General features: G+C 70.0%; 11 protein-coding genes and 1 pseudogene. 9 read left to right on the forward strand and 3 right to left on the reverse strand.

Annotation, left to right across the window (positions count from 1 at the left end; all coding sequences use genetic code 11):
• Positions 1 to 16: 16 nt before the first annotated feature.
• The 4 genes from IM697_RS14405 to IM697_RS14420 all read left to right on the forward strand — a co-directional run bounded on the left by IM697_RS14405 (position 17) and on the right by IM697_RS14420 (position 4707).
• Positions 17 to 211 carry a hypothetical protein gene (locus IM697_RS14405; RefSeq protein ID WP_194048086.1) on the forward strand — a complete coding sequence of 65 codons (195 nt, stop codon included), beginning with the start codon at positions 17 to 19 and terminating at the stop codon, positions 209 to 211.
• 259 nt (positions 212 to 470) lie between these two features.
• Positions 471 to 758, forward strand: coding sequence for a Sec-independent protein translocase subunit TatA (gene tatA / locus IM697_RS14410; RefSeq protein WP_194048087.1), 288 nt, complete (start codon positions 471 to 473; stop codon positions 756 to 758).
• A 47-nt stretch (positions 759 to 805) separates the two neighbouring features.
• Positions 806 to 1741 carry a twin-arginine translocase subunit TatC gene (gene tatC, locus IM697_RS14415; RefSeq protein WP_228044666.1) on the forward strand — a complete coding sequence of 312 codons (936 nt, stop codon included), beginning with the start codon at positions 806 to 808 and terminating at the stop codon, positions 1739 to 1741.
• 113 nt (positions 1742 to 1854) lie between these two features.
• Positions 1855 to 4707 (forward strand): DEAD/DEAH box helicase, encoded by a 2853-nt coding sequence (locus IM697_RS14420; RefSeq protein WP_194048088.1) that lies wholly within the window; start codon positions 1855 to 1857, stop codon positions 4705 to 4707.
• A gap of 30 nt (positions 4708 to 4737) precedes the next feature.
• Here the strand turns inward: IM697_RS14420 and helR are convergent, their stop codons facing one another.
• The gene (helR, locus tag IM697_RS14425) at positions 4738 to 6921 is read right to left on the reverse strand and encodes an RNA polymerase recycling motor ATPase HelR (protein ID WP_194048089.1); all 2184 of its coding nucleotides are present in this window, start codon (positions 6919 to 6921) and stop codon (positions 4738 to 4740) included.
• A gap of 222 nt (positions 6922 to 7143) precedes the next feature.
• Positions 7144 to 7227 (reverse strand): annotated as a pseudogene (locus IM697_RS45885) (nucleotide disphospho-sugar-binding domain-containing protein); the annotation flags it as partial.
• Between the two features lie 590 nt (positions 7228 to 7817).
• Between IM697_RS45885 and IM697_RS14435 the strand changes: the two are divergent.
• The 5 genes from IM697_RS14435 to IM697_RS14455 all read left to right on the forward strand — a co-directional run bounded on the left by IM697_RS14435 (position 7818) and on the right by IM697_RS14455 (position 12349).
• Positions 7818 to 9410 (forward strand): sensor histidine kinase, encoded by a 1593-nt coding sequence (locus tag IM697_RS14435; protein ID WP_194048091.1) that lies wholly within the window; start codon positions 7818 to 7820, stop codon positions 9408 to 9410.
• Entirely contained in the window at positions 9407 to 9814 is a 408-nt protein-coding gene (locus tag IM697_RS14440; protein ID WP_062722698.1) for a roadblock/LC7 domain-containing protein, read from the forward strand. The genes IM697_RS14435 and IM697_RS14440 overlap by 4 nt, the downstream gene beginning before the upstream one ends.
• Complete coding sequence (locus IM697_RS14445) at positions 9811 to 10212, forward strand: DUF742 domain-containing protein (RefSeq protein ID WP_194048092.1); 402 nt, start codon at positions 9811 to 9813, stop codon at positions 10210 to 10212. The genes IM697_RS14440 and IM697_RS14445 overlap by 4 nt, the downstream gene beginning before the upstream one ends.
• Positions 10193 to 10813: a GTP-binding protein gene (locus IM697_RS14450; protein WP_194048093.1), complete on the forward strand. Its 621-nt coding sequence runs from the start codon at positions 10193 to 10195 to the stop codon at positions 10811 to 10813. The genes IM697_RS14445 and IM697_RS14450 overlap by 20 nt, the downstream gene beginning before the upstream one ends.
• 66 nt (positions 10814 to 10879) lie before the next feature.
• Entirely contained in the window at positions 10880 to 12349 is a 1470-nt protein-coding gene (locus IM697_RS14455; protein ID WP_194048094.1) for a cytochrome P450, read from the forward strand.
• Here the strand turns inward: IM697_RS14455 and IM697_RS14460 are convergent.
• Positions 12306 to 13310: an RluA family pseudouridine synthase gene (locus tag IM697_RS14460; protein WP_194048095.1), complete on the reverse strand. Its 1005-nt coding sequence runs from the start codon at positions 13308 to 13310 to the stop codon at positions 12306 to 12308. The genes IM697_RS14455 and IM697_RS14460 overlap by 44 nt on opposite strands.
• Between the last annotated feature and the right edge of the window lie 665 nt (positions 13311 to 13975).

Raw genomic sequence — 13975 nt, forward strand, 5'->3', positions numbered from 1 at the left:
GTCTAGGCTCGGCGTCATGTTCTGGCCGATGTTCGCGGTAGCTGTGGGTTTCGTGGGTCTCGCCGTCCTCGGTGTGCTCGCCGTGCGGGTGTTCCTGGAGGCACAGCGCCTGGGCCGGCAGGTCACGGACTCGGCGCGACGTATCAGCAGGGCGGCCGAGGACCTGGAGCGGGCCAGCGTGAGCGCGGCACGGGCTGTGGACTCGCTCTAGGTCCCTCAAGGATTCGGTGTGAGTCGCACGTCGCGTGCGTTTTGGGCCACTTCGCCCTGTCACCTTCGCGCCGCTGCCAGGTACGCTGCAGAATTGCGGCCCCGAGAGCGAGGCGCGGGCTCGCGGATTGGGAGTACGCACAGGGATTGTCCCGTGTTCACCCCTGAGCGTTACGATCGCTGACAGCACGGTGGTCGGACGAATGTCCGACTCGCCGGGTAATCGGACCATGTCGCCTCGGTGAAGAAGGTAAACAGCTATGGGTAGGCTCGGCCCCACCGAGATCATTCTGATCCTCGTTGTCATCATCCTGCTGTTCGGTGCCAAGAAGCTTCCGGACATGGCCCGTTCCCTCGGCAAGTCGGCCCGCATCCTCAAGAGCGAGGCCAAGGCGATGAAGGACGAGGACAAGTCCGCCGCTCCCGCCGATCCGCCGAACGACAACGGCGACCAGCAGCCCCAGGCTCAGCGCATCATCCAGGCCGCCCCCGGCGACGTGACCAGCTCGCGCCCGGTCAACGAGCCGACGGACACCACCAAGCGCTGACGCAGGGCCGGTGACCTCCGGCCCGCCGCACGAGATGGGAACGTGGGTTGCTGAAGCCTGCCCGCAACAAGGAGAAGGATCCCGAGGGGCGGATGCCCCTCGCCGATCACCTTCGTGAGCTCCGCAACCGGCTCGCGAAGGGAATGCTGGCGATCACGATCGTCACCATCGTGGCCGCCTTCTACAACCAGCAGCTGATGGAGTTCCTCTCCGACCCGGTGCCGCGCTGCACCAAGGGGCTCGGCGAGACGACCGGCGGTGCCTGTGCGGTCGTCGCCTACACCGACCTCCTGTCTCCCTTCACCACCACGGTGAAGGTGAGCCTCATGGCGGGCATAGTCGTCTCCAGCCCGGTCTGGCTGTACCAGCTGTGGGCCTTCGTGGCCCCGGGACTGCACAAGCACGAGCGGAAGTACACCTACTACTTCGTCGCCGCCGCGGTCCCGCTGTTCCTGGGTGGCGCCTGGCTCGCCTACACGGTCATGCCGATCAGCATGCGCGTCCTGCTCGGCATCACACCGGACGGCTCGGCGAACATCCTGCCGATGGACAAGATCCTGGACTTCAGCGTCCGGATGGTGCTGGTCTTCGGCGCCGCCTTCGAGCTGCCCCTGCTGCTGGTCATGCTGAACCTGACGGGCGTGGTGACCGGGCGCCGGATGCTCGGCTGGTGGCGTGGCGTCGTGATGGGTGTCTTCGTCTTCGGCGCGGTGGCGACCCCCACCACCGACCCGGTCGGAATGATGGCCCTCGCCGGTCCGATCGTGGTGCTGTACTTCATCGCGGTCGGCGTCTCCCTGCTGAACGACCGACGGCGCCGTCGCAACGACCCCGACGCCGAGCTCGGCGACGACGAGGCCTCCGACCTGGACCTGACCCCCGAGGCGATCGGGGACGTCGAGGCCGTCTCCGCCAGCCGGGCACTGCCCGAGCAGGCGCGCAACGACCGTGACCGGGTGAACGGCTACGACGACGTCACCTGAGGGACACCTCTCGGCGGACAGCGGCCGGGGCGCCTACGGGGCGCACCCGGCCGCTTCCGCCTCGCGGTCGTGAGCTGCGCGGATCCGGGGTTCGCGCGGGGCCGATCCGGATAATGATCGTCCTGTTGTCAGTGGGGCCCGGTACGCTCGAAAGCACGATGACAGAGGACCTCTCACCGGCCGAGCGGTACGCGGCAGCACGCAGGCGCGCTGTCGAGCAGGCCACCGCGCTCGCCTCCTTCCGCGAGATGTACGACTTCGGCCTCGACCCCTTCCAGATCGAGGCGTGCCAGGCGCTCGAGGCGGGGAAGGGCGTGCTGGTGGCCGCGCCCACCGGCTCCGGCAAGACGATCGTCGGCGAGTTCGCCGTCCACCTCGCCCTGATGCAGGGCAAGAAGTGCTTCTACACCACGCCCATCAAGGCGCTGTCCAACCAGAAGTACGCCGACCTGTGCCGCCGTTACGGCAACGGCATGGTGGGTCTGCTCACCGGCGACAACAGTGTCAACCCCGACGCCGCGGTGGTCGTGATGACCACCGAGGTACTGCGGAACATGCTGTACGCGGGGTCGCAGACCCTCCTGGGCCTGGGCTATGTGGTCATGGACGAGGTGCACTACCTCTCCGACCGCTTCCGCGGCGCCGTATGGGAGGAAGTGATCATCCACCTCCCCGAGTCGGTCACCCTCGTCTCACTGTCGGCGACCGTGTCCAACGCCGAGGAGTTCGGTGACTGGCTCGACACCGTCCGCGGTGACACCGAGGTGATCGTCTCCGAGCACCGGCCCGTGCCGCTGTTCCAGCATGTGCTCGCCGGGCGGCGGATGTATGACCTGTTCGAGGAGGGCGAGGGCCACAAGAAGGCCGTCAACCCCGACCTCACACGGCTGGCCCGCATGGAGGCGAGCCGGCCGTCGTACCAGGACCGCAGACGCGGGCGAGCGATGCGGGAGGCCGACCGCGAGCGGGAGCGCAGACAGCGGTCCCGGGTGTGGACCCCCGGACGGCCCGAGGTCATCGAACGCCTCGACGCCGAGGGCCTGCTGCCCGCCATCACCTTCATCTTCAGCCGCGCCGCCTGCGAGGCCGCCGTCCAGCAGTGCCTGTACGCGGGCCTCAGGCTGAACGACGACGAGGCACGGGAACGGGTCCGGGCCCTCGTCGAGGAGCGCACCGCGTCCATCCCGACCGAAGACCTGCACGTCCTGGGCTACTACGAGTGGCTGGAGGGCCTGGAGCGAGGCATAGCCGCCCACCACGCGGGCATGCTGCCGACCTTCAAGGAGGTCGTCGAGGAGCTGTTCGTGCGCGGTCTGGTGAAGGCCGTGTTCGCCACCGAGACGCTGGCGCTGGGCATCAACATGCCCGCCCGGTCGGTGGTGTTGGAGAAGCTCGTCAAGTGGAACGGCGAGCAGCACGCCGACATCACACCGGGCGAGTACACACAGCTGACGGGGCGTGCGGGGCGGCGCGGCATCGACGTCGAGGGCCATGCGGTGGTGCTGTGGCAGCGCGGGATGAGTCCCGAGCACCTGGCCGGGCTCGCGGGCACGCGTACGTATCCGCTGCGCTCCAGCTTCAAGCCGTCGTACAACATGGCGGTCAACCTCGTCGAGCAGTTCGGCCGGCACCGCTCGCGCGAACTCCTCGAGACCTCCTTCGCACAGTTCCAGGCCGACAAGTCGGTCGTCGGGATCTCACGGCAGGTGCAGCGCAACGAGGAGGGGCTCGCCGGTTACCAGGAGTCCATGACCTGTCATCTCGGGGACTTCGAGGAGTACGCGCGACTGCGCCGCGAACTCAAGGACCGCGAGAACGAGTTGGCCCGGCAGGGGGCGGCGCAGCGGCGTGCGGAGGCCGCGGTCGCGCTGGAGAAGCTCAAGCCGGGCGACGTCATCCACGTGCCGACGGGCAAGTACGCCGGTCTCGCGCTGGTGCTGGACCCGGGGCTGCCGGCCGGCCGGTCCAACGGCCACCGCGGCTTCGAGTACCACGACGGGCCGCGTCCGCTGGTCCTGACCGCCGAGCGGCAGGTCAAGCGGCTGGCGTCCATGGACTTCCCGGTGCCCGTCGAGGCGCTGGAGCGGATGCGGATCCCCAAGTCCTTCAATCCGCGCTCCCCGCAGTCCCGTCGGGACCTCGCCTCCGCGCTGCGCTCCAAGGCCGGGCACATCCCGCCCGAGCGGCACCGCAAGGGGCGCTCCCAGGCGGCGGACGACCGGGAGATCGACCGGCTGCGCAAGGCGCTGCGCGCGCACCCCTGCCATGGCTGCAACGACCGTGAGGACCACGCCCGTTGGGCCGAGCGCTACCACCGGCTGCTGCGCGACACCTCGCAGCTGGAGCGCCGTATCGAAGGCCGCACGAACACCATCGCGCGCACCTTCGACCGCATCGTCGCGCTGCTCACCGAGCTGGACTATCTGCGCGGCGACGAGGTCACCGAGCACGGCAAGCGGCTCGCGCGGCTGTACGGCGAACTCGACCTGCTCGCCAGCGAGTGCCTGCGCGAGCGGGTGTGGGAAGGCCTCGGCCCCGCCGAACTGGCCGCCTGCGTCTCGGCGTTGGTGTACGAGGCACGCGTCGGGGACGATGCGATGGCGCCCAAGCTGCCGTCGGGCAGGGCCAAGGCCGCGCTGGGGGAGATGGTGCGGATCTGGGGTCGGCTGGATGCGCTGGAGGAGGAGTTCCGGATCACGCAGACCGAGGGCGTCGGGCAGCGTGAGCCCGATCTGGGCTTCGCCTGGGCCGCGTACATGTGGGCCAGTGGCAAGGGGCTGGACGAGGTGCTTCGGGAGGCGGAGATGCCGGCCGGGGACTTCGTGCGGTGGTGCAAGCAGGTGATCGATGTGCTGGGGCAGATCTCCGCGGCATCTCCTGTCGAGGGCTCGACCGTGGCGAAGAGTGCGCGTAAGGCTGTTGAGGGGCTGCTGCGGGGGGTTGTGGCCTACTCGTCGGTGGGGTGAGGCCGGCCCCGCGCCCCTGGAGGCGTGCAATCACCGCAGGATGACCAGTTGCCGGGTCGCCCGCGTCATCGCCACATAGCGGTCCACCGCCCCCTCGACTCCCTCGCCGAACCTCTCCGGGTGCACGAGGACGACCAGGTCGAACTCCAGGCCCTTCGACAGCTCCGGGGTCAGTGACCGGACGCGGTCCGTCGAGCGGAACGTGGGGGCGCCGATGACACATGCGGTGCCCTCGGCGTGCGCGGCGAGCCAGGTGTCGAGGACCGGGTCGAGGTCCGAGACGGGGCCGTGCACGACGGGCGCCCCGCCGCTGCGGATCGACGTCGGCACGTTGGCGTCGGGGAGCGCGGCGCGGATGACCGGCTCGGCCTCCGTCATGATCTCCTCCGGTGTGCGGTAGTTGATGTTCAGGGAGGCCAGGTCGATCCGGTCGAAGCCGACCCGCTCGAGGCGTTCGCGCCATGACTCCGTGAAGCCGTGCCGGGCCTGGGCGCGGTCCCCGACGATGGTGAAGCTCCGGGACGGGCAGCGCAGCAGCAGCATCTGCCACTCGGCGTCGGTCAGCTCCTGGGCCTCGTCGACGACGATGTGCGCGAACGGCCCGGCCAGCCGGTCCGGGGCGGCGTCGGTCAGTTCGGCCTCGTCGACCAGGCTGACCTGGGCGTCCTGGCCCCGCAACATCGTCACCAGGCCCTCGCCGTCGTCGGTGTCGGCGCCCGAGTTCGACGCGGCCTCGATCAGGTTGTCCACGACCTGCGTCATGCGCTCACGCTGGGCGGCGAGGATGCCCTCGTGCCGGCGCCTGCGCCCGGCCGCCTGCGGATCGCCCAGCCGCTGCCGTGCCGCGTCCAGGAGCGGCAGGTCGGACACCGTCCAGGCCTGGGCGTCCGGGCGCTGGAGCCGCCGGACCTCGTCGCGGCCGAGCCAGGGAGCGCACATCCGCAGATACGCCGGGACCGACCACAGGTCCGAGACGAGGTCGGCCGCCTCGAGCAGCGGCCAGGCACGGTTGAAGGCCGTCAGCAGCTCCCGGTTGCGCGTGAGCGACCTGCGCAGCGGCTCGGCGGGGATCTCGCCGTCGTCCCCCGAGGCGTCCTCCTCGTGCTTGTCGACCAGGATCGTGAGCAGTTCCTCCCAGACCTGGTCGCGGGCCTCGTTGTGCGGGGTGCCGGGCTCGGCCGCATCGAAGGCCACGGCCCAGTCGTCGGCGCTCAGCCAGACGTCGGACCAGGGGGTCGTCACCGTCATGCCCTCGGTGGGCGGCTCCTCGTAGAACGCGACGGCCTTCTCGATCGCCCCGACCAGGTCCGCGGACGACTTCAGCCGGGCCACCTCCGGGTCGGCCTCGACCGCGGCCCCGGCTCCTTCGGGGACGAGGTCCCGCAGGACGCAGGTCTGCACGCCCTCCTCGCCGAGGCTGGGCAGGACGTCGGAGACGTACGCCAGATACGGCCGGTGCGGGCCGACGAACAGCACGCCGCCCCGGCGGTGGTCGACGCGCGGGTCGGAGTGGAGCAGATAGGCGGAGCGGTGCAGGGCGACGACGGTCTTGCCCGTGCCGGGGCCGCCGTCGACGACGAGTGCGCCCCGCGATCCCGCGCGGATGACGGTGTCCTGGTCGGCCTGGATGGTGGCGAGCACGTCCCGCATCCGCGGCGAGCGATTGCCGCCCAGGCTCGCGATGAACGCGGACTGGTCGTCGAGCGCGGCGTGCCCGGCGAACGCGTCCGGGGTGAACACTTCGTCCCAGTAGTCGCCGATCCGGCCGCCGGTCCACCGGTACCTGCGGCGGCTGGCCAGGCCCATCGGGTTGGCGTGGGTGGCGCCGAAGAAGGGCTCGGCGGCGGGGGAGCGCCAGTCGATCAGCAGTCGGCGGCCCGTGCTGTCGGTCAGGCCGAGCCGTCCGACGTACACGGGCTCGGGGCTGTCCGCGGCGACCATGCGGCCCAGGCAGAGGTCCAGGCCGAAGCGGCGCAGGGTGCGCAGCCGGGCGGTGAGCCGGTGGATCTCGTTGTCCCGGTCCATCGCCTCCCGGCCCAGGCCGCCGGGCGCCCTGCGGGCGGCGGCGAGGCGGTCGGTCAGCTCGGCGACGGTCTGCTCCAGGCACTCCGCGATGGCCGCGAAGTGCCGCTCGTCGGCGGCGATCAGGGACGACTCGGCCTTGGGGGAGAGGCGCTCGGGAAGGTCGAACACACTGGCGGTGAGGGAAGGCACGGCGTGGCTCCGAAGGTCGTTTCGAGTAAGGCCATGGGGTGCGGCTGTGGGTCGGGGACGGACCCGGCGCGGTTCACACGGTCGCTGGCGGTCTGGGCCGGCCGACCTCGCCGAGCAGGAGCCGCGCGGCCGCCTCCGCACCGACGGGGACGCGACGGTCGGCGTCGGACCGTCGCGTGCCACGCCGACGCCCGCCTCGGCGACCCGCGCCGCCCAGAAGGTCTGGTCCACGATCTGCGGGACCACCACCTGGGGTACGCCGGCCAGGGCCGCCTTCGTCGTGGTGCCCGCGCCTCCGTGATGCATCACGGAGGCCACCCGGCGGCTTCGCGGACTTCTCGTCGGGCGGCGACATCAACAGCACACGCACTTCTACGACCCCGTTTCCGCAGCTCCTCGGCCCAGGCCGGAGATTCTGCGGCACGACGGGGGCCTTGCCGCAAGCCCCCCGGTGCGCTATAAGTTGAGAGTGGCAAGGAGTAGGTGACTCCTTGCCGTTGTTTTTTGTCGCGCGCTTCTCGCGTTTCTCGTCCGCGGTGGTCGGACTTCTCCCGCTGGATTTCTCGCTCGAGGTTTCTCCCCGAACGGGCCCGGAACCAGATCTTCACCCGTCACGGTGAGTAGTTTTCGCACGCCCGTACGTCGTAACGAGCAGTGTTCGAACAGATACCCTACGTGCAAATGGAGTCGAGCGTACTCCTGTCGCCCACCCCATTTCAGGTGCTTGCTGAATATGACACAGCGATGATCCGGTCGGACTAAGCTCGCCCGCGGCGCACCGAGTTGAGGCGTATTCGTGCGCTTGTTCCCAAACGTGCAGAAGATTCCGACATACCCATGACGTACCCCGCTGCTAGCTCCCCCTACACCCACCCGATTCGTTTCAGAGGGCCCACATGGTGAGCGTTCAATCCCCGCCCAGTCGCCGTGAACTGCCGTACGCGCGCGTGCTGTTGCTGCCGGCCATAGTGATGGCCGCGGCGACCGGAGCCGCCGTCGCCGTGGTGGCGGAACCGGCCCGGACGGCCGTCGGTGTGTGCGGTGCCGTGGCCATGCTGCTGGTACTGGCGTCCGCGGCCGAGGCGGTGCGCCGCGGCCGCGCCCTGCGGGCCCAGCGGGCCGAGCACGCCCGTCACACCGCGTATCTGGAAGGGCGCGTCGCCGCCCATGACGAGGCCATGGTCCGCCTCGCCACGGAGATCACGCCCGCCGCCATCCACCGGCTGCAGTGCGGCGGTTCCATCTATGAGGTGATGCGCGACCTCCGCAACCTCGACTCGTCCCACGGGCCGCTCTCCCGGGCGGAACTGTCGCTGGTCGAGTCGATGCTCGACATCGTCGACCACCAGGAAGCACTCCGCGACTCCGCCCAGCGCTCCTTCGTCAACATCGCCCGCCGCGTCCAGTCGATCGTCCACCAACAGGCCGTGGAACTCCGGGAGATGGAGGAGGACCACGGCCGTAACCCCGAGGTCTTCGACGACCTGCTGCGCATCGACCACGGCACCATGCTGATCGGCCGCCTGGCCGACTCCATCTCCGTGCTCGGCGGCGGCCGACCCGGCCGCCAGTGGCCCGAACCCGTCCCGCTGTACAGCGTGCTGCGCGGCGCCATGTCCCGGATCCTGGAGTACCGCCGGATCAGCCTGGACTCCATCGCCCAGGTCAACATCGCCGGCATCTCCGTCGAGCCGATCATCCACGCCGCGGCCGAACTCCTCGACAACGCCACGCGCTACTCACCGCCGCAGACCAAGGTGCACGTCACCGCCACCGAGGTGCAGACCGGAATCGCGATCGAGATCGAGGACTCCGGCGTCAGCCTCAGCGAGGAGGCCCGCGCCAGGGTCGAGGGCATGCTCGAGCGCGCCAAGCAGGGCACCGACCTCCAGGACATCGGCGAGGCCCCGCGCCTGGGCCTGGCCGTCGTCGGCCGTCTCTGCACGGCGTTCAACATGCAGGTCTCGCTGCGGTCCTCCGCATACGGCGGCGTGCGCGCCATCCTCGTGGTGCCGCGCGAGATGATGACCAACGAGCCCGCTCCCGGGCTCGCCCACGGCATCGGGGCCGCATCGGCGCCCAAGGCCGGCGCCGATGCGCTGGAAGGCCCCAAGCGCGCCCCCAAGAAGCGGCGTCCCACCAGCCCGAAGATCCCCGCCACGGTCTCCATGGAGGACGACGTCCCCGTGGTCACCGAGTGGACCGCGGGCGGGCTGCCCCAGCGCCGCAGCCGGGTCAAGACCCCGCTCAGCAAGCGCATCGCCGAGCAGGCCGCCATCGAGCAGGCCGAGCGGGAAGGCCGGCCGACCATCTGGTCGACGCGCAAACCCGAGCCCGAGCCCGAGCCGGAGAAGGACGACGAGCCCGCCCCCGGAGCGTGGGTCGAGGCCTTCTGGAACGGCCTCAAGGACAAGCCCGACCCTTACACACTCCAGCCGCGAACCCAACCGGCCCGCCCCGAGGCCGACCACGAGGGGGACACCAAGTGATCCAGCAGCGCGCCAACTTCGACTGGATGCTCAAGGAGCTCCACGACGGCGTACCGGGCATCGAGATGATCGTGGTGCTCTCCGCCGACGGTCTGCGCATCGCCCGCTACGGCGGCGACCCGGACACCGCCGACCGCGTCGCCGCGGCGTGCGCGGGGCTGCAGAGCCTGGCGAGCGCCGTCGCCACGGAGATCCCGAACAGCGACGGCAAGATGAAGATGGTCCTCATCGAGATCAACGGCGGCTACTTCTATCTGATGGCCGCCGGCGCCAACGCCTATCTCGCCGTGCTCTCCGACACGTTCGCCGAACCCGGACGGATGAGCAACCGCATGTCCGACCTCGTCGCCCGCATCGGCGCCCATCTCACCAGTCCGCCCAGGCGCAACGGGCAGACCGTATGACTCCTCCGCAACGCCAGCGGCGACACCCCAAGGAACAACCGCCCGCACCGCCCCCCGAGCCCGGCAAGCAGAAGCACCCGGAGCGGCTCTTCGTGGTCGCCGGACCGGACGGTGGCGAGCGCGACGGCGACCTCGACCTCGTCACGTTAATCGTGGCGCGCGCCGACCCCCCGCCCTCCGCCACGCCGGAGCAGTCGGCGCTGCTCCGGCTCTGTTCCACCCCCTTGTCCGTGGCCGAGCTGTCGGCCTATCTCAACCTGCCGTTCAGCATGATGACGGTGCTGCTCACCGACATGCTGACGGCCGGACTGGTGACGGCCCGCAACCCGATCGTGCGCCAGACCGTCGCCGACCGTTCAATCCTCGAAGCGGTGATGCATGGACTTCAAAGGCTCTGACACCGTCCCCGGTCCGCGGACCGAGGACCAGTTGCCGCACACGGCCGAAGCCGCGGTCAAGATCGTGATCGTGGGCGGCTTCGGCGTCGGAAAGACGACCATGGTCGGCTCGGTCAGCGAGATCAGGCCGCTGACCACCGAAGAGACCATGACGCAGGCGGGCATCGGCGTCGACGACAACTTCGGCTCGGACACCAAGACGGCGACCACCGTCGCCATGGACTTCGGCCGCATCAGCATCACCGAGCAGCTCGTGCTGTATCTGTTCGGCACCCCCGGCCAGGAGCGCTTCTGGTTTCTGTGGAACGGGCTGTTCGACGGCGCGCTGGGCGCGGTGGTGCTGATCGACACCCGCCGCCTCGAGGTCAGCTTCGACGTCATGGGGCGGCTCGAGGAGCGCGGCGTGCCCTTCGTGGTGGCCGTCAACACCTTCCCGGACGCGCCCCGTTACCCCGTCGACGAACTCCGCACGGCGCTCGACCTGCCCGAGGAGATCCCCATCGTCGAGTGCGACGTACGTCGCCGGGCCTCCAGCCGGGACGTCCTGATGACGCTGATGCACTTCCTGCACGCGCTGGCGATGGCGAAGGCCCCCGCCTGAGACGCGTGATCACAACCCCCCTCACCTCCTGTACACCGGATTCACCTCAGCTTCGGAGCGACCATCGTGACGCCTGAATCCTTCTCCCCGACCGGTACGCACGACCCCACGGCCGCCCCGCCACCCGGCTGCCCCGCGCACGGCATCGGCCCCGGCGGGCTGCGCCGGCTGTACGGCCCCGACGCGGAGGACCTGGGAGCCGTGTACGAGGAACTGCGCGCCGAGTACGGTGCCGTTGCTCCCGCGTTGCTGCACGAGGACGTGCCGATCTGGGTTGTGCTCGGCCACACCGAGAACATGCACGTGGTGCGCACTCCCTCGCAGTACACCCGGGACACCCGGCTGTGGAGCGCTCTGCAGGACGGCACGATCAAGCCCGATCACCCGCTGATGCCGATCGTCGCCTGGCAGCCCATCTGCTGCCACGCCGAGGGCGACGAGCACCTGCGGCTGCGCGGCGCGGTCACGGGCGCCATGTCGACCATCGACCACCGGGGTATCCGCCGCTACATCAACCGGGCGACCCAGCACCTCGTCAACAAGTTCTGCGAGGAGGGCGGCGCCGACCTGGTCGCCCAGTTCGCCGAGCACCTGCCGATGGCGGTGATGTGCGAGATCCTCGGGATGCCCGAGGAGTACAACGACCGCATCGTGCAGGCCGCCCGCGACATGCTCAAGGGCAGCGAGACCGCCATCGCCAGCAACGAATACATCATGGAAGTCCTGATGCGGCTGACCGTACGCCGCCGGACCGACCCCAAGGAGGACTTCACCAGCCACCTGATCAACCACCCGGCGAGGCTCACCGACGAGGAGGTCGCCCAGCACCTGCGGGTCGTCCTGATCGTCTCGTACGAGGCCACCGCCAATCTGCTGGCCAACGTACTGCGCGTGGTACTCACCGACCCGCGGTTCCGCGCCCAGCTCAAGGGCGGCCAGATGACGGTGCCGGAGGCGGTCGAGCAGTCCCTGTGGGACGAGCCACCGTTCAGCACCATCCTTCCCTATGTCGCCAAAGCGGAGACCGAGCTGGGCGGCCAGCGCATCGGTCAGGGAGACGCCCTCATCTTCGGCATCGCGCCGGGCAACGTGGACCCGCGGGTCCGCCCCGGCCCCAAGGCCAACATGCAGGGCAACCGCTCCCACCTCGCCTTCGGCGGCGGCCCCCACGAGTGCCCGGGCCAGGACATCGGACGCTCCATCGCCGACGTCGGCGTCGACGCCCTGCTGACCCGCCTCCCGGACGTCCAACTCAGCTGCCCGGAGCACGAACTGCGCTGGCGGTCGTCCATCTCGAACCAGCACCTGGTGGAACTGCCGGTGAAGTTCGCGCCGAAGCCCCAGCAGGACGTCATGCAGCGGCCCTCCATCAATCCCGTGCCGCCGCAGAGCCCGAACAACTGGCAGGTCAGCTCGCGGCAGCCGGAGCCCGCGGCTGCGCAGCCCGCCGCCGTGCCGACCCCGGTGGCGGCGCCCGAACAGGCCCGTCGGCTCAGTGTGTTCCGGCGTCTTCTGCGCTGGTGGCGCGGGGACTGAGCCGACCGGAGCGCCCCGTCCACCCGGCCCAGTTCTCGTACGACGACCAGGCCGTCAGCACACGCGAGCTGACGAACCGGTGCTCGCGCCCCGTGATCGGATCGGTGAACTCCAGGACCCGCGCCAGCAGTTGGAGCGGGCGCCGGAAATCACCGTCCGCCACGGGGCCGGTCACCTCGGGATAGAGGGGATCGCCGAGGATCGGCACACCCAACGCGCTCATGTGCACCCGCAGTTGGTGTGTCTGCCCGGTACGCGGTACGAGCCGGTACCGGGCACGCCCGTTCCGGTGATCGAGCAGCTCGACCCGGCTGACGGCGTTGGGCTCGCCCTCGACCTCGCGGGCGGCCAGCACCCCGCGCTCCTTGACGATCCGGCTCCGCACGGTGCGCGGCAGGTCCAGTGCGGGATCGTACGGGGCCACCGCCTCGTACTCCTTGCCCACCCGCCTGTCGCGGAACAATGTCTGGTACGCGCCGCGCTCCTCGGGCCGCACGGTGAACAGCACCAGCCCCGCCGTCAGCCGGTCCAGCCGGTGCGCTGCGCCCAGCGTCGGGAGGCCCAGCTCCCGCCGCAGCCGTGCCAGGGCCGTCTCGGTGACATGGCTGCCGCGTGGCGTGGTGGCCAGGAAGTGCGGCTTGTCAGCCACTACGAGGTGTTCGTCCCGGTACACGACCTCGACTGCGAACGGCACCCGCTCCTCGGCCGGCAGCTCGCGGTGGAACCACACGAACATCCCCGGCACGTATGCCATGTCCCGCGGTACCGGGCGCCCGGTGACGTCGACTACCCGTCCCTCGTCCAGCATGGTGTCGATCACCTCGGCCCCGGCCGCCAGTCGCGCCACGAGATGGTCCCGCACGGTCGTCCACGCGTCGCCGGCCGGCAACCGCACCCGCACCGGGTCCACCCCGTCGCGCTGCGGCAGGGGGGAGGGCGGTGCTGGGGTGCGGCGTCTCATCAGGGTCAAGCGTACGAGGAGCGGCGAGGGCGGGGCGAGGCGATGCCGACCGACGCGAGCCTCTCCGTGCAACTGCGCTCCGGCTGGGTGCCGCTCGCTCCGGCGCATCAGCGCGTTCAGCGATGCATGTCCTAAAACGACTGTCCAGCGTGATTGCGTGATTGTCTTTGTACCCCCATGCGCCCCCATTCGATCACTTGTCGCCGTGCGGCGGTCCTGCGTCTACTGGTAGTCGTCCGCGGAGCTCCATTGCCTTGCGCATACCGTCGTCCCGGTGACGTGAACCTCGTGGGAGCCGCCATGACCACTGTTCAGCGGCCAGTCTCCGCTTGCCTGCACGTACCCGGCCGTCCCCCCTCGGTCATCCGCCGCTCAGTTCCCTGACCGCGGAAGGGGAGCGCGTCCTGAGCCGGCGGTTGCTCAGCCTTGCGAGCGAAGCATTCACGACAGAATCAAAGGCGTCCACTTCCGGTCTGGACTGAACTGCGATGTGATTAAAAGGCGTACAGCCGAAGGCGGCGCCCGTGCTCGCGCCCTCATGGAAGGGGAAGTCCGTGCCACCGCTCGTCCTGTCGCTGCCCACCAAGGCCGCTCCTGGCCGGGACACTCCGCAGCGCGCCCGTGAGACATCGATCGCTCACCGACTCCTCGGCTTCTCGCCGCGA

This window comes from Streptomyces ferrugineus (assembly GCF_015160855.1).
GTDB classification, from domain to species: domain Bacteria; phylum Actinomycetota; class Actinomycetes; order Streptomycetales; family Streptomycetaceae; genus Streptomyces; species Streptomyces ferrugineus.

Bases quoted from the DNA above. Each gene is read 5' to 3' on its own strand.
- IM697_RS14405 (WP_194048086.1), top strand. From the start codon at position 17: ATGTTCTGGCCGATGTTCGCGGTAGCTGTGGGTTTCGTGGGTCTCGCC.
- IM697_RS14435 (WP_194048091.1), top strand. From the start codon at position 7,818: ATGGTGAGCGTTCAATCCCCGCCCAGTCGCCGTGAACTGCCGTACGCG.
- tatA (WP_194048087.1), top strand. From the start codon at position 471: ATGGGTAGGCTCGGCCCCACCGAGATCATTCTGATCCTCGTTGTCATC.
- IM697_RS14420 (WP_194048088.1), top strand. From the start codon at position 1,855: ATGATCGTCCTGTTGTCAGTGGGGCCCGGTACGCTCGAAAGCACGATG.
- IM697_RS14460 (WP_194048095.1), bottom strand. From the start codon at position 13,310: ATGAGACGCCGCACCCCAGCACCGCCCTCCCCCCTGCCGCAGCGCGAC.
- IM697_RS14450 (WP_194048093.1), top strand. From the start codon at position 10,193: ATGGACTTCAAAGGCTCTGACACCGTCCCCGGTCCGCGGACCGAGGAC.
- IM697_RS14445 (WP_194048092.1), top strand. From the start codon at position 9,811: ATGACTCCTCCGCAACGCCAGCGGCGACACCCCAAGGAACAACCGCCC.